Raw genomic sequence first — 20681 nt, 5'->3', positions numbered from 1 at the left:
ACGTCAGCGAGCGTTCTTCGGCGCTCGGCCCAGGTTGCCCAGGAAGTCGATCATCCAGCCCGGGTACTCGGCGGGCAGTGCGCTCACCGCGTCGAGTTCGGCGAGCTCCGCGGGGTCGAGCACGAAGTCGCTCGCCTTCAGGTTGTCCCTGAGCTGCTCCGCGTTCTTCGCGCCGACAATGATCGCGGAGACGTGGGGCTTCGCGAGCAGCCACGCAAGCGCGACGCATGCGACGCTCGCGCCCCTGGCGTCGCCAATCTTCCGCATCGCGTCGATGCAGTCGAAGGCGCGGTCCTTGTTGACGGGCGGGAAGTCGAAGCTGGCTCGGCGCGAGCCTTCAGGGCCCTTGCCGTCGCGCCCCTGCTTTCCGGACAGCAGGCCGCCGGAGAGCGGGCTCCAGACCATGAGCCCCATCCGCGAGTCGTTCAGGAGCGGCACGAGCTCGCGTTCGAGATCGCGGGTGGCGATCGTGTAGTGGGCTTGCAATGACTCGAAGCGAGCCCACCCATGGTGCGCCGCGATGCCGTTGGCCTTGGCGAGCTGCCATGCCGCGAGATTCGAGCAGCCGACGTACCGCACCTTGCCAGAACGGACCACGTCGTCGAGCGCGCGCAGCGTCTCGTCGAAGGGGGTCACCGGGTCGAAGCCGTGAATCTGGTAGAGGTCGACCCAGTCGGTCCCGAGGCGCTTCAGGCTGCCCTCGATGGAGCTCATGATGTGCGCGCGGGAGAGGCCCTGCTGGTTCGGACCCGGCCCGACCTTGCCGCGCACCTTCGTGGCGAGCACGACGTCCTTGCGGCGCGCTCCGAGGGCCTTGCCGAGGATCTTCTCGGACTCGCCCTCGGAGTAGACGTCAGCGGTGTCGAAGAAGTTGATGCCGTTCTCGAGCGAGATGGACACGAGCTCGTCGGCCTCGGCCTGGGCCGTCTTCCCGATGGGCTCGTAGAAGCCCTTCCCGCCGAATGTCATTGCTCCGAAACACAGCTCCGAGACGTAAAGCCCCGTGCGGCCGAACAGTCGATAACGCATGCGAAGTTCCCCTTGGCGCAGGCCACCGGACGCGCCGGTCGGCCTGCTCACGGCGCTCAAGATACGAGCGGCGTGAAGGGGTGCCAGAGGGAGACTTTATCCTGGGACTGCCACCACCAGCCTCAGGGCGCCTGGCACAACCGCAAGTGTCAGGCGCTCCTGGAGGACCGCCGCTCGCGCCGGGTCCTCCTCAGGGCCCAACCCCACGCCGCCAGCAGCCACAGCCCACCGGCTCCCCCCACGTTGCAACCGCTGCCCTTCACGCTGACGGCCTCGCCAATGCCTTCCACGGGAACGACGGTCGGGGCGAGTCCGCCTCCGCTCGGCACCACGCGGACCTCTCCGCGCACCGTGCCCGTACTCGTCGGGTGGAACGTCACCGACACGCTGGCGCGGCCACCCGCCGGGATGGCTTCGGCCACCGCGCGCGCGTCCACCTGGAAGGCGGCATCGGAGGACGTTACCTGCACGCTGACGGGCACGTTGCCTGTGTTCACGAGTTCCAGGGGCAGCGCCTGGCTGGTGGCGTTCACCCGCTGGTTGCCGAAGGCGATGGCTCCGGGTGTCACCGTCAGCGCCTGGGCGACGCCGGTCCCCTGCACCGCGATCATCAGCGGGGTGGCGGACGCGTCGTGCCGCAAGGCGAGCGTCCCGGCGTACTCGCCCGGCCGCGGCGGCTCGAACGCCACGGAGAACGCGTGACTGGTGCCGGCTTCCAGTTGATGGGGCCGCGGCAGTCCCGACACGGAGAACCCGTCCACCGGATCCAACCCCGTGAGCGTGATGGGGCTCGTGCCGGTGTTGCGCAGCTCCACGACCCGCTGCGGATTCGTTCCCAGGAACTGGGGACCGAAGGTCAGCGTCGTCACCGAGGCCTCGATCGAGGCCGTCGTTCCGGTTCCTCGCAGCGTCACCTGGGCAGCGTGTGGCGCGTTGCTCTGGACCTCCAGCACGCCGTTCTCCGCCGTGGCCTCGGTGGGCTTGTAGTTGACCTGGAACGTACGGCTCCCGCCCGGCGGCACGCTGGTGCCCACGTTGAGCCCGGAGAGCAGGAACGGACCGCTCACGTTCACCGCGGACACGTTCAGCGACTCGCTTCCCGTGTTGTACAGCGTGAGCTCTCGTGGCGCGCTCACGCCGCCCACCCGCTGGCCTCCGAACTCCATCACCTCGCTCCCGACCTGGGCGATGGCCTGGAGTCCTACACCCTCCAGCTTCACCACCGTCGGCGACGACGGCGCGTTGGAAAACACCCGGAGCACGCCGGACACGGGACCATCCTCGAGGGGGCTGAAGCTGACCTCCATCGTGAACGCGTCGCGCGGAGTGAGTGACAGGGGGAGCTTCGGAAGCACCGCCGAGAACGGCCCCGCCACCGCGATGGTGCTGAGGGTGAGGGTGTCCGTCCCCGTGTTGACGAGCGTCACCTGCACGGCCTTGCTGCTGCTTCCCACCTCCGTGCGCGCGAAGGACAGCGCGGAGGGGGTGGCGGTCAGCTTCCCCTCGACGCCCAGGCCGCTGAGCGGCACGACCAGGGTGGAGCCTCCAGGGCCATCCGCGTTCAGCGTCAGCTCCTGCGTGAACTGGGCGGTATGCGGCGGCTCGAAGGTCACCTGGACCTGGGTCGCGGCGCCGGGCGCCAGGCTGAGCCGCCCAGCGGGTGTCACGGCGAAGCCGGTGGGCGCCTGGATGGCGTCCACCACGAGCGTCCCCGCGCCCACGTTCTTGAGCGTCAGGGTCTGGGGTGCGCTGACGGAGCTGACCTCCCGCGAGCCGAACTCCAGGGACGTGCCGCCATCAGGCCCGGTGACCTGGAGCGCGGGGACCTCCACGCCCGTGCCCGTGAGGGACACCTTGAACGCGGGATTCTTCGGGTCGTTGCTCCGCAGGATGAGGTCCTTCGAGGCGCGGCCCGCTTCGGGGGTGAAGGCCACCGTCAGGTCCTTCTGTCCCCAGGCCTGGAGGGTCAGCGGCAGGCCGGCCTCCACGGTGAAGGGCGACGCCACGTCGAAGGCGGTGAGGACCAGGTCCTCCTCGCCCTCGTTGGCCACCGTCAGCGTCTGGCGAACCGGGCCGATGCCCGCCGTGTGCGTGCCGAAGTCCATCGCGGTCGCGGCCACGGAGATCGCGGGCTGGGTGCCCTTGCCGTGCAGCGCGACCTCCGCGAGCGGCGTGGACTCCTTGGACTGGATGTACAGCGGCTGGTTGGCCTCCCCGGGCACCGCCGTGTAGTTCACGGTGATGGAGAGGGCACTCCCGGGCTGCAGCACGGTGCCTCCCGACGGGAAGCCGCTGACGGAGAAGGGCGCCTGGGGCAGGACGGCGGGGATCGTGAGTGGCAGGTTCCCCACGTTCTTCAACTGGAGGGGGAGGCTCTTGCTCAGGCCCACCCGCACGGCACCGAAGTCGAGCGACGTCGGGCTGAGCTGGAGCTTCGGGGCGCCGCCGCCGGTCCCCTCGAGCTTGATCAGCATCTGGGGCTTGTCGGGATCACTGCTCACGATGGTCAGGTTCCCGGAGGCGACACGGTCGTCCTTGGGCGTGAACGTCACGTTCACGACCAGGCTGGCGTTGCGCTTGAGCGTGAAGGGCAGGCTGATGGGCGCCAGCGCGAAGGGCGCTGGGGCGGACATGGCACTGATGACGAGCGGGGCGCGGCCCTCGTTGGTCAAGAGCACCTTCTGCGTCGCGGACGCACCCACGTTGACCGAACCGAACGACAGGGAGTCGGTGCTGTACGTGAGCAGGGGGCGCGTCGCCTGGATGCGGAGCTCCGCGGAGGCGAAGCAGTTGGTCTCCTTCGTGCGCAGCTTGAAGGAGTTGAACTTGCCGTATTGGTAGCCGGGCAGGCCCTCCTCGATGTACGGGGAATGAAGGGAGCGCAGATCACACCTGCCGCAACCCAACCACCCAGGGTTGGGCAGGCTGCCTCCCCCCAGATCCAGATCGTTGAGCAAGGCCGAAAAGAAGCCACCGCCGTAGCCCCGGGCCGCGACGTCCACGAGGACTTGCGTCGCCACCCAGCCGGTAGGGAGGGGATCCTTGAAGCTCTGGACCCCACCGTTCCAGTTCCCCGTATTGTCCGAGCAGGCGTAGCCCGCCTGCGAGCAGGTGGGGCACTTGGTCGCGCCATCCCACCTCACCGTGACGTTATAGGTCTTCTCCAGCTGCACGCTCTGGGACTGCGAGGCTTCGCCCAGCGTCTCGGGCGGCTCAGGCGCGTCGGGCTCCACCGGGGAGCAGGCGGTAAGGACAGACAGGCAGAGGGCAGTCAGCAGGGTGAGTCGACGCATCGGAGCGCCTCTCGTGAGGATGGGAAATCCCGTTCCTGGAAGGAAGGGGGCAAGAGCTTCGCATGAACCGTGAACACCGCGCGAGCCGTCAGCCTTTACATGGATAGTGTCATTGAGACACTATCTTGAAGGAGCACGGACCTGGGAGGTTGGGACATGGTGCAGCGCGCTGAACGCATCGCGGGAGGACTGTACGGGCTGCTCGTCGGAGACGCGCTCGGGGTGCCCTACGAGTTCCACCGGCCAGAAGTGATTCCGCCTCCCGAGGCCATTGAATACGACCCGCCGCCGGGCTTCGGCCGCGCGCATGAGCGCGTTCCTCCGGGGACGTGGTCGGACGACGGCGCGCATGCGTTGTGCCTGCTGGACTCGCTGACACATCAGAAGCGGCTCGACTGCGAGGACCTGGGCCGCCGGCTGGTGAACTGGCAGGACTGGGGCTACCTCGCCGTGGACGGCGACGTGTTCGACGTGGGCATCCAGACCAGCACGGCGCTGCGCAGGCTGCGCGATGGAACGCCCGCGATGCTCGCCGGCCCCAACGGCACGATGGACAACGGCAATGGCTCGCTGATGCGTGTGCTGCCATTGGCCCTGTGGCATCAGGGCAAGGATGCGGCCCTGGTTTCGGACGCCATGGCGCAGTCGCGCGTGACGCACGGCCACGTGCGCGCCCAGGTGTGCTGCGCGCTGTATTGCCTCTGGGCCCGCCGCATCCTGGAGGGCGCGGCGGATCCGTGGGCCGAAGCCGTGGCCACCTTCCGTGACCTGTACGTCGAGGGCTTCCCGCAGCGGGACGAGCTGGAAGCTCACATCCGCCCGGATGATCCGGCACCCGGCACGGGCGGCGGCTACGTCGTGGACTGCCTGCGCTCCGCTCGCGCCTGCGTGGCGAACGGCAGGACCTACGAAGAGGTCGTCAAGTCCGCCATCCGGCTGGGCCACGACACGGACACCACGGCCTGCGTGGCGGGCGGCATCGCGGGCCTCATCCACGGCCTGAACGGGATTCCGCACCGCTGGCGTTCCCAGCTGCGCGGACAGGAGCTCGTCGAACCGCTCCTGGAGCGGCTGATGAAGTCCCTGGGCTGAACTCAGTCCGGAAAGATTTCGAGCACGTCCTTCAGCATCGCCGCGCCCGTGCCCCGGGCGCCCTGCTCACCGTTGATGACGGTGTTTACGCCGTGCAGGTCGCTGCGGAACACCGCGCCCATCTCCATCGCGCCCAGCCGGGCCAGGGGATGGGACGCGTCCACGGCGGTGGGCCGCACGCTCCACTCCCATCGGTTCGCGCCCAGCGGCTCGCCGCGCGCCAGCAGCAGCACCTGGCCGCCCTTCGCCCGCGCCGCGTCCAGCTCCGCGCGCGTCACGCCGCGCATGCCCGTCACCGCCACGTCCTTCAGCGTCGTGGGCACGCGCATCACCGCGTTGGCCAGGATGACCAGCTTGCCCGCCGAGTCCCAGCCGTCCACGTCCAGCGTGGGGTCCGTCTCCGCGATGCCCAGCGCCTGCGCCTCCGCCAGCGCGGCCTCGTACGTCCTGCCCTCCGCCATGCGGCACAGGAGCAGGTGGCTGGTGCTGTTGAGCACGCCCTCGAACCGGCCCAGCTTCCCCAGCGCCAGGTCCCGGCGGCCCACGTTCACCAGCGGCATCGACGCGCCCACCGCGGCGCTGAACCGCAGGGGAGGGCGGCCCGGCGACTCCAGGTCGCTCAAGGAAGCCAGCTCCTGGAACCCCAGCACCAGCGGCCCCTTGCTCGCGAGCACCGCCGCCACGCCGCGCGACAGCGCGTCCCGCGTGATGTCCAGCCCGGGCTGCCCGTCCTGGAAGCTCGTGGGCGTCGCCTCCAGCAAGAGGTCCGCCTTCACCTCGCGCACCAGGTCGCGCCCGCTCATCCCCGGACGGCCCACGACCGGCAGCGACGCCACGGAGTGCCGCGCCCGCTTCACCGCCAGCACCGCCGCCACGTCCAGCCCGTGCGGCGACACCGCCGCGCCGCCCGAGTCCGCCAACCCCACCGGCAACAGCTCCAGCCGGTAGCGCTCCATCAGGAGCGACGCGCGCGACTGGAGGATCTCCAGCAGCGGCACGCCCACGTTCCCCAGGCCCGTGAGCAGGAAGCGCACCGTGCGGACGGCGCGCGGGTTCATGGTGCGAAGGCCTCTCGCACGCCGTCGCGGCGCAGCGTGAAGAGCATCCACACCGCCACCGGGACTCCCACGAAACAGCCGGGCGTCAGCGTGTACATCGCGCAGATGGCGCCCACCGTCGCCAGGCCGTAGCCCTTGAGGTTCATCGCGTTCCACGCGCCCCAGATGGCCAGGAGCCCGCAGAGGATTCCGCCCACGATGGCCAGCGAGAACCCCGTCGTGAACTCCAGCACCACCGGCGCCTGTCCCGGCGTCGCGAAGGGCGACGCCACCTTCAGCGCCGCCAGCGTCGCGCCCAGCAGGCTGAAGGCGACGTGCAGCACGCCGACGATGAGCAGGAAGAACGCCGGGAAGCGCACGATCTGGAAGATCTTGAGGCGCGGGTCGCCCGGCGGCAGCTGCGGACCGGGGCCGCTCATGACCGCCCCTTCAGCGCGCCCACGATCATCCGCGTCGCGGGGGACTTGTTCAGCGTGTAGAAGTGGATGCCCGGCACGCCGCGCGCCAGCAGCTCCATGCACTGCACCGTGGCGTGCGCGACGCCCAGCTGCACGACGGCATCCGGCTGATCCTTCACGCGCTCCATCTGCAGCGCCAGACGCATGGGCACCGTGGCGCCGCACATGCGCGTGAAGCGCTGGACCTGCTCGTAATTGGTGATGGGCATGATGCCGGGGACGATGGGGACATTGATGCCCACCCGTCGCGCCCGCTCCACGAAGTCGAAATAGAAGGCGTTGTCGAAGAAGAGCTGCGTCACCACGAAGTCCATCCCCGCATCCACCTTGGCCTTCAGGTGTTGGAGGTCGTCCTCGCGCGACGCCGTCTCCACGTGGCCCTCCGGATAGCACGCACCCCCGATGCAGAAGTTGAAATCCTCTTCTCGGACGAATCGGACCAACTCCTCCGCGTAGCGGAAGCCCCCGGGCACCGGCTCGAACTTCGTCTGGCCCTGCGGCGGGTCCCCGCGAAGCAGGAGCACGTTCTCGATGCCTGCCGCGTCGAGCCGGCGCAGCACGTCACGAAGCTCGTCGCGGGTGTGTCCCACGCAGGTCAGGTGCGCCATCGCCTCGATGCCGGACTGCTTCTTGATGTGCGTGACCAGCTCCACCGTCCGGTCACGCGTGCTCCCGCCCGCCCCGTACGTCACCGACACGAACCCCGGCTCCAGCGGCGCAAGCTCCTCCACCGTGCGCAGGAGCGAGGCCACGCCCGCGTCCGTCTTGGGAGGAAAAAACTCGAAGGAGAAGCTGGGCTTCGAGGGATTGAGACAGTTGCGAATCTTCATGTCGGGAGGAGTTTAGTCCCTTCCGCGTCGGCCTTGATCGGAGAAGGTGCGCCGCTATAGTCCGCGCCGTTTCGCCACCCCCCTTTCCTGCCATGGAGAAGTCAATGACCCGGCGTACGCCCCTCAACGAGGCCCACCGCAAGCTGGGGGCCCGCATGGTCGACTTCGTGGGCTGGGACATGCCGGTGCAGTACTCGTCCGTCATCGCCGAGCACGAGGCCGTGCGCACCGCCGTCGGCCTGTTCGACGTCTCCCACATGGGGGAGATCGAGTTCGCCGGCCCCGGCGCGCTGGAGACCGTGAACCGGCTCATCTCCAACGACCTGTCCCGCTGCCAGGACGGCCAGGCCGTCTACGCGGGCCTGCTCAACGACCTGGGCGGCTTCGTGGACGACGTCGTCGCCTACCGCTTCAGCTCCGAGCGCATCCTCATCTGCGTCAACTCCAGCAACCGCGAGAAGGACTTCGCCTGGATGAAGGCGCGCGCGGAAGGGGTGGCCCCGGTGGACCGCGGGGACGACTACGCGCAGATCGCCGTGCAGGGCCCCAAGGCCGTGGGGCTGGTGCAGCGCCTGACGAAGGCGGACCTGTCCAAGGTGGGCACCTACCGCTTCACGGAAGGGGAGGTGGCCGGCGTGAAGTCCATCATCTCCCGCACGGGCTACACCGGCGAGGACGGCTTCGAGCTGTACTGCGCCACCGACGACGCCGTGAAGCTCTGGGACGCGCTCCTGGAGGCCGGGCAGCCGGACGGGGTGAAGCCCTGCGGCCTGGGCGCCCGTGACTCGCTGCGCACGGAGATGAAGTACGCGCTCTACGGCAACGACATCGACGACGCGCACACCGCCCTGGAAGCGGGCCTGGGGTGGATCGTCAAGCTGGACAAGGCGGGCGGCTTCATCGGCAAGGACGCGCTCGTGGCGCAGAAGGCCGCGGGGGTGCCGCGCAAGCTCGTGGGCTTCGAGCTCACCGGCGCCGGCATCCCGCGCCACGGCTACCCCATCCTCAAGGACGGCGTCCGCGTGGGCGAGGTGACCAGCGGCACGCAGGGCCCCACGGTGAAGAAGCCCATCGGCATGGGCTACGTGCCCGCGAACCTGGCCACCGAAGGCTCCACCTTCGACGTGGAGATCCGCGGCCGCGCCGTGCCCGCGGTCGTCGTGAAGACCCCCTTCCTCAAGAAGTCCTGATTCCCTCCCGTTCGCACCCGTTGCGAGGAGCCGCCTCCATGTCTGACAACATCCCGCAGGACCTGAAGTACACGAAGGAGCACGAGTGGGCCCGCATCACGGGCAAGACCATCGTGGTGGGCGTCACGGCCCACGCCCAGGAGTCGCTGGGTGACGTGGTCTACGTGGAGCTGCCCAAGCTGGGCGCCACCCTCACCGAGGGCAAGAACTTCGGCGTCATCGAGTCCACCAAGGCCGTGTCGGACCTCTTCGCGCCCATCTCCGGCACCGTGGTGAAGGTGAACGACGAGCTCACGGGTAACCCGTCCCTCATCAACTCCGACCCGTACGGTCAGGGGTGGATCGTGGAGGTCGAGCCCTCGGACGCCAGCCAGGTAGGCAAGCTCCTGGACGCCGCCGCCTACGCGCCGCTCACCAAGTAGTCACCGCGCGCGCAAGAAGTCGGGCGCCCCGGTTGTTAGAGACGCTCCATGGGGCGCCGAGCCCGCTCGGACGCCGACCTTCTTGACGCACCTCACGCGAGCCCTTCCGACCATGTCCCTCAACTGGAAGTACCAGGAGTCCTTCGCTGACCGGCACATCGGCCCGGAGACCCCTGAAGTGAAGCAGATGCTGTCCACGCTGGGTGTCACCTCGCTCGATGCCTTCATCGAGAGCGCCGTGCCCCCCGCCATCCGCTCCCAGGAGCCCCTGCGCCTGCCCGCCGGGCGTGGCGAGAACGAGGTGCTGGCGCAGCTGGAGGCCATCGCGGCGAAGAACCAGGTGTTCCGGTCCTTCATCGGCATGGGCTACAGCGACACCCACGTCCCCAACGTCATCCTGCGCAACATCTTCCAGAACCCGGGCTGGTACACCCAGTACACGCCCTACCAGGCGGAGATCGCCCAGGGCCGGCTGGAAGCGCTGCTCAACTTCCAGACGATGGTGACGGACCTCACCGGCATGGAGGTGGCCAACGCCTCCCTGCTCGACGAGGGCACCGCCGCGGCGGAGGCCATGGCGCTGGCCATGCACGCCAAGGGCGACGGCACGGGCGGCGCGTTCTTCGTCTCCGACGCCTGCCACCCGCAGACGGTGGACGTGGTGCGCACGCGCGCCATCCCCCTGGGCGTGGAGGTCGTCGTGGGCGACCACCGCACGGTGGACCTGGCCCAGAAGAAGTTCTTCGGCGCGCTGGTGCAGTACCCGGCCACGGACGGCGTGGTGCACGACTACCGCGCCTTCGGTGAGAAGGTGCACGCGGCGGGCGGCCTGTTTGTCGTCGCGGCGGACCTGCTCGGCCTCACGCTGCTCACGCCCCCGGGCGAGTTCGGCGCGGACGCGGTGGTGGGCAGCGCGCAGCGCTTCGGCGTGCCGCTGGGCTACGGCGGCCCGCACGCCGCCTTCTTCGCCACGAAGAACGCCTACACCCGCGTGATGCCGGGCCGCCTCATCGGCGTGTCCGAGGACGCGCAGGGCCGGCCCGCACTGCGCATGGCGCTGCAGACGCGCGAGCAGCACATCCGCCGTGAGAAGGCCACGAGCAACATCTGCACCGCGCAGGTGCTGCTGGCCGTGATGGCCGGCATGTACGCCGTCTACCACGGGCCGGAGGGGCTCAAGGCCATCGCGGAGCGCGTGCACGGGCTCACGGTGGTGCTGGCGCGGGGCCTCGCGAAGCTGGGCTTCAAGCCGAAGCACGACCAGTTCTTCGACACGCTGCGCGTGGAGCTGACGCCTCCCCAGGTCAGGGGCGTGCTGGCCGCCGCCGAAGCCTCGAAGATGAACTTCCGTCGCATCGACGAGAAGACGCTGGGCCTGGCGCTGGACGAGACGACGCGCGCCAAGGACGTGGAGGACATCCTCGCGGCCTTCATCCAGGGCGCGAACAAGTCCGCGGCCCCGGTGAACCTGGACGAGGTGGCCGCGAACCTGGAGAGCCCGCTCGCCCCCGAGCTGCGCCGCCAGAGCGCGTACCTCACGCACCCGGTCTTCAACCGCTACCACTCCGAGACGGAGATGCTGCGGTACGTGCGCCGGCTGGAGGCGAAGGACCTGTCCCTCACGCACTCCATGATTCCGCTGGGCAGCTGCACCATGAAGCTCAACGCCACCGCGGAGATGATCCCGGTGACGTGGCCCCAGTTCAGCAAGCTGCACCCCTTCGCGCCCACGTCGCAGGCGGCCGGCTACAAGGTCGTCTTCGAGCAGCTGGAGCACGCGCTGTCGCAAGTCACGGGCTTCGCCGGGTGCTCGCTGCAGCCCAACGCGGGCAGCCAGGGTGAGTACGCGGGCCTGCTCGTCATCCGCGCCTACCACCAGGCGCGCGGGCAGGGGCACCGCGACGTGTGCCTCATCCCGTCCTCCGCGCACGGCACCAACCCGGCCTCCGCGGTGATGGCGGGCTACCGGGTCGTCGTCACCAAGTGCGACGAGAACGGCAACATCGACTTGGCGGACCTGCGCGCCAAGGCGGACGAGCACAAGGACAAGCTCGCCGCGCTGATGGTGACGTACCCCTCCACGCACGGCGTGTTCGAGGAGGAGATCCGGGAGATCTGCTCCACCATCCACGAGCGCGGCGGCCAGGTCTACATGGACGGCGCCAACCTCAACGCGCAGGTGGGCCTCACCGCGCCGGGGCTGGTGGGCGCGGACGTCTGCCACATCAACCTGCACAAGACGTTCTGCATCCCGCACGGCGGTGGCGGCCCGGGCATGGGCCCCATCTGCGTGGCGCCCCACCTGGTGAAGTTCCTCCCCGGACACCCGGTCATCCAGACGGGCGGGGCGGAGGCCATCGGCGCCATCTCCGCGGCGCCGTGGGGCAGCGCCAGCATCCTGCTCATCTCCTGGATGTACGTGCAGATGATGGGCGGCGAGGGCCTGACGCAGGCCACGAAGCTGGCCATCCTCAACGCCAACTACATCGCGGAGCGGCTGCAGCCGCACTACCCGGTGCTGTACCGGGGCAAGCGCGGCCGGGTGGCCCACGAGTGCATCGTGGACCTGCGCCCGCTCAAGAAGACCGCGGGCGTGGAGGTGGAGGACGTGGCCAAGCGCCTCATGGACTACGGCTTCCACGCGCCCACCGTGTCGTTCCCGGTGGCGGGCACGCTGATGATTGAACCCACGGAGTCCGAGTCCAAGGCGGAGCTGGACCGCTTCTGCGACGCGATGATCGCCATCCGCCAGGAGATCCGCGACGTGGAGGAGGGCCGCGCGCCCAAGGACAACAACGTCCTGAAGAACGCGCCGCACACCGCGCGCACCCTCACCGCGCCGGAGTGGAACCGCCCGTACACCCGCGAGCAGGCCGTGTTCCCCACGGCGTGGGTGCGTGACAACAAGTTCTGGCCGTCCGTGGGACGCCTGAACAACGTGCTTGGGGACCGGAAGCTCGTGTGCTCGTGCCCTCCCATCGAGGACTACGACACGCCCGCGCAGAAGGTCGCTTAAGGCGGCGTCTTCGCCAGCAAGCAGTCACCGGGGCCGTCTTCCAGTTCATCGGAAGGCGGCCCTCGGTGTTTCTAGCGGGCCTTCGCGGGCTCCACGTGCACGACGACGTCCACCACCTGGGGGTAGGCGTCGTGCAGCGTCTCCTCCACCTTGTCCGCGACCTCGTGGGCCTGCGCGGTGGTGAGCTGCGGGTCGACTTCAATCTTCAGGTCCACGTAGACGCTCTCCTCCATGCCCCGGCTGCGCACGTCGTGGCACGAGCGCACGCCGGGCACCGCCAGCGTGCGCTGGGACACCTGTGCCGGGTCCAGGCGCGCGGTGTCGGAGAGGATGCCCACCGCCTGCCGGACGATGCCGTAGGCCACCCACGCCACGAACAGCATCACGGCCAGCGCCACCAGCCCGTCCGCGCGAGGAAAGCCCAGCGCCACGAGGCCAATGGAGATGAGCACCGCGATGGTCACGAACACGTCCGACAGCGTGTGCTGCGCGTCCGCGAGCAGCAGCGAGCTCTTGTACTTCTGCCCGTAGTGCCGCTCCACGCGGGTGACAGCCAGGTTGATGACGAGCGTGAGGACCATCACCGCCGCCATCGTCACGGACACCGTGGGGTGCTTGTCGTGCAGGAGCGAGTCGAACGCCATGCGCCCCAGCTCCAGCATGCCCACGCCAATCATCGCGCCGATGCCCAGCGACGCGAGCGCCTCGAACTTGCCGTGGCCGTAGGGGTGGTCCGCGTCCGCCGGCCGCGACGCGACGCCCATGGCGACGAGCCCCAGCACGTTGGATCCGCCGTCGATGAACGAGTGCAGCCCGTCCGCCGTCACCGACGCGGACTGGGCCATGAGGCCGAAGACGAGCTTCGCGACGGCCACCACCCAGTTGGCCACGAGGATGGCCAAGAGGACGAAGCGGACCTTCCGGTTGCGCTCCTGGAGCGCGGCGCTGCGGTCGACGAGGGGAGCTTCCACGGTGGGGCAGGGTAGTGCCTCATGCCGCCCATCGCGAGGGCTCCGTGGCGCCTACTGTCGGAACAGCCGCATCCGGGGGCCCCCGCCCATCTCCAGGAAGAAGCCGAACTGGAAGCGCACCGTCGCGTCCTGGCCCAGCAGGCCGGAGGGCGGGTTGGGGAAGGGCTGCGCGCGCTTGAAGGAGGCCACGGCCTCCATGTCCAGGAAGTCCAGGCCGCTGCTCTTCTCCACCTGGATGTCCTTCACCGCGCCGCGCTCGTCCAGGGTGATGGTGAGCAGCGTCTGGCGGTCGCGCCCGGAGTAGATGTTCCCCGTCGGGTCGCGCATGCGCAGCTGCTCGTTGGGGTTCCAGTGCATGCCCACGCTCTGCTTCACGCGGTTGAAGAAGCTGGCGTACTTCCACTCGCGCGTGTTGAGGAAGGTGCCGTCGCCCTCCTCCTGGTCCTGGAGCATGTCGTTGGGCGCCGCGCCCACCACCCGGTCCATCGCCGCCTGTGAAGGCATCAGCGTGGCCAGGCCCGGGGAGCCGGAGCGGCCCGTGGAGCCCTCCTGCTCGCTGTCCTCGCCCTCGCCGGGCTGGATGCGCAGGCGCTTCGCGTTGCCCTGGGTGGCCTCGCTCTCCGACTGGTTGTTCACCGCCATGCCCGGGCCGCGCTCGCGCGGATCCGTCTTCATGGCGATCTCCTGCTTGCGGCGCGTCTCCGGCATCTCGAAGACGGGCTTCTTGCCGCCCTGGGCCTGGGGCCGGTCGTCCGCGCCCTGGCCGTTGTTGCCCGACACGCGCGGGGGCTGCACCTGGTCCTGCGCCGCGCCCTCCTGCTTCTGGGGCGCCGTCCGCTGGGGCATGGCGTTGCGGTAGTTGGCCGTCTGGTCCCGCGCGCGGGTCTCCTTCTCCACCGTGTTGTTGTGCTCGGCCAGGTACTTCGCGTCCGGGGACTGCTGATCATTCCCCGGCGCCACGTCCACCACCTGGCCCTGGGGCTTCGTCTCGTCCGGCTTCTTCTCTTCCTTCGGCTCGCGCCGCTCCGTGGGGCGGGGCTTCGTCTGCTGCTGCGCCACCGCCCCCCGGTTCTTCGCCCACTGGTCCGACGTGAGCGGCCTCACCGCCACGGACGTGGGCCGCACGGGGCGCTTCTCATGCGGGAGGCTGCCCTGCACGGCGGACACCAGGAGCACGAAGCCCACGAAGGCGGCCTGGGCCAGGAGCGCCAGGATGCCCGCCACCAGGTAGCGCAGGGGGGCGCGCTCTTTCCGGGCGCGCCGCTGACGCCAGTCTGTCGAGGAACCCGTGCCCACGGCCTGATGATAAACCTCCGGACCGCTTCTTCAGTCCCGAACGTGCGGCCCGTAACACGCGGGACATCAAAGAGATTCACGAGCCAGGCGGCCGGTGCGCGCGAATTGTTCCCTGGACTTCAGTAGATGGGGGCCACCTCCGCCCCGTTGAAGTAGTAGCGCAGGATCTCCGGATAGCTCTGGCCCGCCTCCGCCCGGCCGATGGCGCCTGTCTGACACATGCCCACGCCGTGGCCCCAGCCGCCGCCCCGGAACAGCCATCCGGTGACCCGGCCCTCGGCGTCCCGCTCGGCCTCCACCGTGGCCATGCTGCTGTTGAGCATCCCGAAGAGCCGCCGGATGTTCAGCTCCCCGCGCACCTGGGTGGCCCCCTGGGTGCCGGACACGGTGAGCAGCCGGGCACGCCCGGACACCCCTCGCTCGGAGAGGGCGAGCCCCTGGACCGCGCCCACGCCCAGCTTCTCCGTGAGCGCGTCCACCTGGGCCTGCGTGAAGCGCTTCTCCCACCGGAACTTCGTCGGCTGCGCGAAGCTGGACAGCTTGCACGCGGCGGGCACGTCCGACGTCGCCAGCCACGCCTTGAGGTTCGACGGCCCGGGCACGTCCGGCGCGGACTCCAGCAGGTCCGGCCGGCCGCGCAGGCTGGGGTCGGGCGGGCCGCCCCACACCACGTCGTTGTCCTCGGTGTGGCCGCCGCACACGGCGCTGTAGACGGAGTCTACCAGCCGCCCGTCCTGGCTGAAGAGGGCCTGGCCCCGGGTGGCCTCCACCGCGGCGGTGGTGCTGGCCGCCTCTCCGGTGCGCCCCCGGTACACCGCGCAGTGCTGCTCCGAGCACAGCAGGTACGGATCCGCCAGGTGCTTGATGCCCACCTTCGCCAGCACCTCGCCCCGGGCGGTGACGGCCTGGGCCTTGAGCGCCTCCGGGTGCGCGCGGGCGAAGATTTCCGACGGCACCAGCCCCTTGAGCAGGTCCTCCAGGCCCACCACGTTCACCACCGCGAGCTTGCCGCTCCGGTCCGCCGCGAACTGGAGCGCGCCCCGGAAGCTGCGGTCCTCGAAGGCGTGGAAGTCGTAGCCCACGCCGTACTCCACCTGCCGCACGTCGAAGCCGCTGCCGTCCGGCGTCTCCGCGTCCAGCCGGTCCTGCGCCAGGCCCACCACGGCGTCGTTCTCGTCCTTCAGCTCCAGGATGGCGCTGGCCGGCTTGCGGACCTCCTCGAAGAGGGTGGTGCGCAGGCCGTAGCGGCGCAGCAGCTCCGCCTGCTGCTTCGCCGCGGCGGCGGGCGTCAGCGCCTCGTCCCCCAGGAGGAGGTAGCGCCGGTTGTCGATGACCTTCCCCGCGATGCCGTACACGGAGCCCAGCGTGTGCGTGCGCACCGCGACCCCGCGCGAGCGCCACGTCTCCTGCGCCTCCGCGAGCCCCGCCTTGTCCGCGAAGCGGAACTCGCCCAGCTGCAGCCGCGCGCTCCACTGCGCGGGCTCGCCCTGCGTTACCCGTACCGTCCAGCGCGAGCCCGCGGGAGCGTCCAGCATCTTGTCGCTGGGGCCCCCGAAGCGAAGGCGCATCCGGCCGCGCGGCGAGAACGTCACCACGTCGCGCCCCTCCATCAACTTGATGGGGAGGCGCGGCTCGCCGTTGCGGAAGTCCAGGCGCTTCAGGTCCTGCGGCCCGGGCAGGCCCGACGTGAGCGGATCCTCCAGGCCGCTGGAGGCGGCGGGGGGCTTCACGCCCGCGTCCGCGGAGGCGCTGACTGGAACGGAGACCTCCGGCTCGCCCAGCCCTCGGGTGCCAGGGACAGGGGAGGGCGCCGGCGTGGCGCAGGAGGCGAGCAGCAGGGCGGTCAGGAGCAGGACGGCTTTGGACACGGCGGCGGCACCGTAGCCGCCACGGGGCCGAGCGTCACGGTTCTCCCTCCCTGTGCAGCGCGTCTTGGCCTGGATGACCGGCAGTGAATAGAACGTCCGACGCCGCGCGTTGCCCCTGCTCATGCGAATTCTTGGAGGCAACGGATTGAAGACGCGAAACGCCCTGGTGGCCTCCCTGGCTGCCTGTACCCTGGCGCTTGGGCTGACCGCTTGTGGCGGCGGCGGTGGCTCTGGCGGAGGCACCGGCGGTGCTCCGAGCGGCAGCGGTTCCCAGCCCCCCGCGACGAAGACGGGTGCCACCCCCAAGGTCGAAAAGACGCCCACCACCCCCGGCCAGGCGCCGCCCATCGGCGTGCAGCCGGTGGAGAACACGCCCGCCGCGCAGATGCCGGCCCACGCGGACCATGCGCCCATCGCGGAGCCCGGTCCCCAGCCCGCCGTCAGCGCCAAGGCCATGACGGAAGCCCCCGCCACCACGCCCGCCCACGAGTGGGTCGTGTCTCCTGGTGGAGATGACGGCGCCCAGGGCACGGAGGCCGCGCCGCTGCGCACCATCGCCATGGCGGTGAGCAAGGCCGGTCCCGGCGACCGCATCCGCGTGCTCGCGGGCACCTACGCCGAACGGGTGGTGCTGGGCGACAACGCCAAGGCCGGCACGCCCGAAGCGAAGATCACGCTCCAGGGCGAGGGCCGCCCCAAGCTCACCCCGGGCAGCGGCGCGGGCGCCGCGGTGCAGGTGCGCCGCGCGAACTGGGTCATCGACGGGTTCGACATCGACGTGCAGCAGCAGCCCATCTTCGGCGTCACCTTCGAGGGCGACGTGCAGGGCACGGTGCTGGCCAACTCGGAGCTGCACGGCGGCACCGGCGGCGCGGGCATCACCATGTTCAACAACGCCCGTGGCCCCACCATCGAGAACAACAACATCCACGACTTCGTGCGCAACACCGGCAACAAGGACTCGCACGGCATCGTGATGCAGCCCGCGTCCTACGACGTGACGGTGCGCAACAACGACATCCACGACGTCTCCGGTGACTCCGTGCAGTGCCTGGGGCCCGAGGGCTTCAGCTCCCTGCCGCCCGCCACGGGCCTGCTGGTGGAGAACAACCACCTGTTCGGCAACCGGGAGAACGCCGTGGACATCAAGACGTGCCACGACGTCACCATCCGCAACAACCGGATGCACAAGTTCCAGGCGAACGACACGGCGAAGGGCGAGGCGCTCGTCGTCCACTACTCCGCCAACAACGTGCTGGTGGAGGACAACGAAATCTATGACGCCTCCAAGGGCGTCTCCGTGGGCGGCAACCACGAGGGCCCCGTGCCCCAGGCCGTCGTCGTGCGCCGCAACCGCGTGCACGACATCACCGACGCGGGCGGCGGCGAAGGCACCGGCATCCGCCTGGAGAACTCCAAGGGCACCGTCGTGGTGAACAACACCGTCACCCGCGCCAAGGCCGGCATCATCCTGGGCCACGGCACGGGCGGCCCCACGGAGTCGCTGCGCGTGGAGAACAACATCGTGGACGCCCCCGTCAGCGTGGACGTGGGCGGCCAGGCCCCCGGCCTCAAGATGGGCTCCAACCTCTACCCGTCCGGCACGCAGTTCATGAACAACGGCCAGCTTCAGGCCCTGGACGCCTTCAAGGCCGCCACGGGGGACACCACCTCCAACGGCGGTGACGTGACGGTGTCGGAGGTCTTCGCCCCGTCCGCCTCCGCCCAGGACAAGGGCCAGGACCAGGGCCAGCCCTTCTGCGGCGCCGGCCCGGACATCGGCGCGGTGGAGATGGGCTGCTAGGCCCGCCCCGGGAAAGTCCCCCCGGAAAAACAGAAGGCCCGATGCGGAGTTCCGCATCGGGCCTTTGTCTGTGAGGCGCCACCCGGATTCGAACCGGGGAATGAAGGTTTTGCAGACCTTTGCCTTACCACTTGGCTATGGCGCCGGAAGCGATTGGGGCCGGGGTTATACGCAGCCCCGTAGGAGCCGGTCAAGGAAGCAACACCATCCAGCCCCGCTTCTCGTCCCGGTACCATGTGGCGCGGGCTGTAGGACACCACCGAGCGAGGGAGCACACGATGCTGCAGGGCCATGGGGTCTTCCAGGAAGAGCACGAAGCCTTCCGCCGAACCGTCCGGGCGGTGGTAGACAAGGAGCTGCGCCCGTTCGCGGCCGAATGGGAGGCCCGCGAGGAGTTCCCCCGTGAGCTGTTCACCCGCTTTGGCGAGCTGGGCTTCCTGGGCCTGAAGTACCCGGAGGCCTACGGGGGGACGGCGGCCGGAGAGCTGTACGAGGCGGTGCTCCTGGAGGAGCTGGGCCGCTGTGGCTCCGGCGGCGTGGCCGCGGGGCTGGGAGGGCAGTTCACCATTGCCACCGGTCCCGTGCACCTGTTCGGCACGGAGGCCCAGAAGCAGCGCTGGCTGGCCCCCGCCATCCGGGGGGAGAAGGTGGGCGCCCTGGGCATCACCGAACCTGACGCCGGCTCCGACGTGGCGGGGCTGCGCACCACGGCCCGCCGCGACGGCGACCACTACGTCGTCAACGGCTCCAAGACGTACATCACCAATGGGGTGCGGGCGGACTTCGTGGTGCTGGCGGTGAAGACCGACCCGTCGCGCGGCCACAAGGGCCTGTCCATGCTGGTGGTGGAGCGGGGCACGCCGGGCTTCAGCGTGGGGCGCAAGCTCCAGAAGGTGGGCTGGCGCGCGTCCGACACCGCGGAGCTCTTCTTCGAGGACTGCCGCGTCCCGGCGGAGAACCTGCTGGGCGTGGAGAACCAGGGCTTCTCGCAGATCATGGGCAACTTCCAGTGGGAGCGACTGTCGCTCGCGCTGGGCGCGGTGGGCGCCATGGACGACATGCTGGAGACGGCGCTCGAGCACGTGAAGCAGCGCCGCGCCTTCGGGCAGACGCTGGCCGGCTTCCAGGTGGTGCGCCACAAGCTGGCGGACCTCTACACGGCCCGCGAATGCGCGCGTCAGCTCACCTACCACGCGCTGCGCCTGCACGTGGCCGGTGAGTACGCCGTCGCACAGACCTCCATGGCCAAGAAGGTCGCGACGGAGACGTGCTGCCGCGTGGCCGACGAGTGCCTCCAGCTCCACGGCGGCGCGGGCTACATGATGGAGTACGACATCCAGCGTCATTGGCGCGACGCGCGGCTGGGCCCCATTGGCGGCGGCACCAGCGAGGTGATGAACGAGATCATCGCCAAGCAGCTGGGGCTCTGAGCCCCGGGGACCTCCCTGGAGCAGGCGGGCAGGCGGGCGGGAAGAGGGGAAAAACCCGTCCGGTTCATGTTCGATGGAGTCTGTCGCCTCGGGGAGGTCCCGGTGGAGCCCACCATCATTTGCGATGAGTTGTTCATGCGTCTGGGGGACGAGGATGTGCTCGTCCTGGATTGCCGCGACGCGATGGACTGGGAGCGGTTCGAGATCCACATCCCCGGCGCGCTGCGCATGACGGCCTCGGAGATTGCCCGGGACCTGGCGATGCTGCCGGACGACGAACTCATCGTCCTGTGCGGCACCACCCAGGACTGCATGGACATCCGCCGCATCTGCCGCGTGTTGCGCCTGAGGGGGCGCAATGCCGTCTGCCTCGCGGGCGGGCTCCACGCCTGGGTGACGGGGGGCTACCCCACGGAACGCCACGCGCGCGCCCCCTCCCACGCCCACCGTTGAGCGGCGGATGCAGCGCGTCGTGAAACGGTGTAAGGAGCGCCCTGCCGCCCCCACCGGAGACTCCCCACGATGGCCAAGCTTCGCGCCGTGCTCATTGGCGCCACCGGACTCGCGGGTCAGCAGTTCATCGCTGCCCTGAAGGACCACCCGTTCATTGAGCTCACCGGGCTCGCCGCCTCGCCGCGCTCCGCTGGAAAAACGTACGCGGACGCCCTGCGCGCCTCCAACGGCATGCTGGCCTGGTTCGTCCCGGAGCCGCTGCCGGAGGCCATCGCTCGCATGACCGTGGTCAGCGGCGACGCGGTCCAGGCGAAGGACTACGACATCGCCTTCTCCGCCGTGGAGGCGGACGTCGCGCGTGATTTGGAGCCGCGCCTGGCCCGGGACATCCCGGTGTTCTCCGCCGCGAGCGCCTTCCGCTACGACGCGGACGTGCCCCTGCTCATCCCCCCCGTCAACGCCGCCCACGCC

At 69.8% G+C, this 20681-nt stretch carries 15 protein-coding genes, 1 tRNA gene and 1 pseudogene; 8 read left to right on the top strand and 9 right to left on the bottom strand.

Features of this window, described 5'->3' with window-relative positions; genetic code table 11:
* Window positions 1–3 precede the first annotated feature (3 nt).
* Both D7W79_RS13845 and D7W79_RS13840 read right to left on the bottom strand, forming a co-directional pair.
* The gene (locus tag D7W79_RS13845) at window positions 4–1029 is read right to left on the bottom strand and encodes an aldo/keto reductase (RefSeq protein ID WP_120525847.1); all 1026 of its coding nucleotides are present in this window, start codon (window positions 1027–1029) and stop codon (window positions 4–6) included.
* A 149-nt stretch (window positions 1030–1178) separates the two neighbouring features.
* Window positions 1179–4322, bottom strand: a complete 3144-nt coding sequence (locus D7W79_RS13840; RefSeq protein ID WP_120525846.1) for a choice-of-anchor D domain-containing protein — start codon at window positions 4320–4322, stop codon at window positions 1179–1181.
* Window positions 4323–4478: 156 nt separating this feature from the next.
* Here D7W79_RS13840 and D7W79_RS13835 point away from each other — a divergent pair, with 156 nt between their 5' ends.
* Window positions 4479–5414: an ADP-ribosylglycohydrolase family protein gene (locus tag D7W79_RS13835; RefSeq protein ID WP_120525845.1), complete on the top strand. Its 936-nt coding sequence runs from the start codon at window positions 4479–4481 to the stop codon at window positions 5412–5414.
* A 2-nt stretch (window positions 5415–5416) separates the two neighbouring features.
* Here the strand turns inward: D7W79_RS13835 and D7W79_RS13830 are convergent, their stop codons facing one another.
* The 3 genes from D7W79_RS13830 to metF are packed head-to-tail and all read right to left on the bottom strand — an operon-like array spanning window position 5417 to window position 7760.
* Entirely contained in the window at window positions 5417–6472 is a 1056-nt protein-coding gene (locus tag D7W79_RS13830; RefSeq protein WP_120525844.1) for a homoserine dehydrogenase, read from the bottom strand.
* A complete protein-coding gene (locus tag D7W79_RS13825; RefSeq protein WP_120525843.1) occupies window positions 6469–6891 on the bottom strand; it encodes a hypothetical protein in 423 nt (140 codons plus the stop codon). The genes D7W79_RS13830 and D7W79_RS13825 overlap by 4 nt, the downstream gene beginning before the upstream one ends.
* Complete coding sequence (gene metF, locus D7W79_RS13820; protein ID WP_120525842.1) at window positions 6888–7760, bottom strand: methylenetetrahydrofolate reductase [NAD(P)H]; 873 nt, start codon at window positions 7758–7760, stop codon at window positions 6888–6890. Before metF ends, D7W79_RS13825 begins: the two co-directional genes overlap by 4 nt.
* A gap of 104 nt (window positions 7761–7864) precedes the next feature.
* On the opposite strand from metF, the gene gcvT reads away from it, so the two are divergent.
* The 3 genes from gcvT (at window position 7865) to gcvP (ending at window position 12388) form a co-directional block, all read left to right on the top strand.
* Complete coding sequence (gene gcvT, locus D7W79_RS13815) at window positions 7865–8950, top strand: glycine cleavage system aminomethyltransferase GcvT (RefSeq protein WP_120525841.1); 1086 nt, start codon at window positions 7865–7867, stop codon at window positions 8948–8950.
* A 38-nt stretch (window positions 8951–8988) separates the two neighbouring features.
* Entirely contained in the window at window positions 8989–9372 is a 384-nt protein-coding gene (gcvH, locus tag D7W79_RS13810) for a glycine cleavage system protein GcvH (RefSeq protein WP_120525840.1), read from the top strand.
* A 112-nt stretch (window positions 9373–9484) separates the two neighbouring features.
* Window positions 9485–12388 (top strand): aminomethyl-transferring glycine dehydrogenase, encoded by a 2904-nt coding sequence (gcvP, locus tag D7W79_RS13805; protein ID WP_120525839.1) that lies wholly within the window; start codon window positions 9485–9487, stop codon window positions 12386–12388.
* Between the two features lie 71 nt (window positions 12389–12459).
* Here the strand turns inward: gcvP and D7W79_RS13800 are convergent, their stop codons facing one another.
* The 3 genes from D7W79_RS13800 to D7W79_RS13790 form a co-directional block, all read right to left on the bottom strand.
* Window positions 12460–13359, bottom strand: a complete 900-nt coding sequence (locus D7W79_RS13800) for a cation diffusion facilitator family transporter (RefSeq protein ID WP_120525838.1) — start codon at window positions 13357–13359, stop codon at window positions 12460–12462.
* A 51-nt stretch (window positions 13360–13410) separates the two neighbouring features.
* On the bottom strand, window positions 13411–14655 hold the full coding sequence (locus D7W79_RS13795; RefSeq protein ID WP_120525837.1) for a TonB family protein: 1245 nt from the start codon (window positions 14653–14655) through the stop codon (window positions 13411–13413).
* A 119-nt stretch (window positions 14656–14774) separates the two neighbouring features.
* On the bottom strand, window positions 14775–16646 hold the full coding sequence (locus D7W79_RS13790; RefSeq protein WP_244221759.1) for a SpoIID/LytB domain-containing protein: 1872 nt from the start codon (window positions 16644–16646) through the stop codon (window positions 14775–14777).
* Between D7W79_RS13790 and D7W79_RS13785 the strand changes: the two genes are divergently transcribed.
* Window positions 16645–18327 (top strand): right-handed parallel beta-helix repeat-containing protein, encoded by a 1683-nt coding sequence (locus D7W79_RS13785; RefSeq protein ID WP_120525836.1) that lies wholly within the window; start codon window positions 16645–16647, stop codon window positions 18325–18327. The two genes, D7W79_RS13790 and D7W79_RS13785, sit on opposite strands and share 2 nt — an antisense overlap.
* Before the next feature lie 73 nt (window positions 18328–18400).
* Here D7W79_RS13785 and D7W79_RS13780 read toward each other — a convergent pair.
* Window positions 18401–18472, bottom strand: a tRNA-Cys gene (locus D7W79_RS13780).
* A 133-nt stretch (window positions 18473–18605) separates the two neighbouring features.
* On the opposite strand from D7W79_RS13780, the gene D7W79_RS13775 reads away from it, so the two are divergent.
* The 3 genes and pseudogenes from D7W79_RS13775 to D7W79_RS13765 all read left to right on the top strand — a co-directional run.
* Window positions 18606–19757 (top strand): acyl-CoA dehydrogenase family protein, encoded by a 1152-nt coding sequence (locus D7W79_RS13775; RefSeq protein ID WP_120525835.1) that lies wholly within the window; start codon window positions 18606–18608, stop codon window positions 19755–19757.
* A gap of 135 nt (window positions 19758–19892) precedes the next feature.
* Complete coding sequence (locus tag D7W79_RS13770; protein WP_244982030.1) at window positions 19893–20210, top strand: rhodanese-like domain-containing protein; 318 nt, start codon at window positions 19893–19895, stop codon at window positions 20208–20210.
* A gap of 69 nt (window positions 20211–20279) precedes the next feature.
* A pseudogene (locus D7W79_RS13765) lies at window positions 20280–20681 on the top strand (aspartate-semialdehyde dehydrogenase); the annotation flags it as partial.

Origin of the sequence: Corallococcus exercitus (assembly GCF_003611585.1) — a bacterium.
Lineage (GTDB): Bacteria > Myxococcota > Myxococcia > Myxococcales > Myxococcaceae > Corallococcus > Corallococcus exercitus.
This window is presented reverse-complemented; position numbering and strand designations above follow the sequence as displayed.

Coding starts and splice junctions, on each gene's coding strand:
- D7W79_RS13845 (WP_120525847.1), bottom strand. CDS start 1,029: ATGCGTTATCGACTGTTCGGCCGCACGGGGCTTTACGTCTCGGAGCTG.
- D7W79_RS13840 (WP_120525846.1), bottom strand. CDS start 4,322: ATGCGTCGACTCACCCTGCTGACTGCCCTCTGCCTGTCTGTCCTTACC.
- D7W79_RS13835 (WP_120525845.1), top strand. CDS start 4,479: ATGGTGCAGCGCGCTGAACGCATCGCGGGAGGACTGTACGGGCTGCTC.
- D7W79_RS13830 (WP_120525844.1), bottom strand. CDS start 6,472: ATGAACCCGCGCGCCGTCCGCACGGTGCGCTTCCTGCTCACGGGCCTG.
- D7W79_RS13825 (WP_120525843.1), bottom strand. CDS start 6,891: ATGAGCGGCCCCGGTCCGCAGCTGCCGCCGGGCGACCCGCGCCTCAAG.
- metF (WP_120525842.1), bottom strand. CDS start 7,760: ATGAAGATTCGCAACTGTCTCAATCCCTCGAAGCCCAGCTTCTCCTTC.
- gcvT (WP_120525841.1), top strand. CDS start 7,865: ATGACCCGGCGTACGCCCCTCAACGAGGCCCACCGCAAGCTGGGGGCC.
- gcvH (WP_120525840.1), top strand. CDS start 8,989: ATGTCTGACAACATCCCGCAGGACCTGAAGTACACGAAGGAGCACGAG.
- gcvP (WP_120525839.1), top strand. CDS start 9,485: ATGTCCCTCAACTGGAAGTACCAGGAGTCCTTCGCTGACCGGCACATC.
- D7W79_RS13785 (WP_120525836.1), top strand. CDS start 16,645: ATGCGAATTCTTGGAGGCAACGGATTGAAGACGCGAAACGCCCTGGTG.
- D7W79_RS13790 (WP_244221759.1), bottom strand. CDS start 16,646: ATGAGCAGGGGCAACGCGCGGCGTCGGACGTTCTATTCACTGCCGGTC.
- D7W79_RS13775 (WP_120525835.1), top strand. CDS start 18,606: ATGCTGCAGGGCCATGGGGTCTTCCAGGAAGAGCACGAAGCCTTCCGC.
- D7W79_RS13770 (WP_244982030.1), top strand. CDS start 19,893: ATGCGTCTGGGGGACGAGGATGTGCTCGTCCTGGATTGCCGCGACGCG.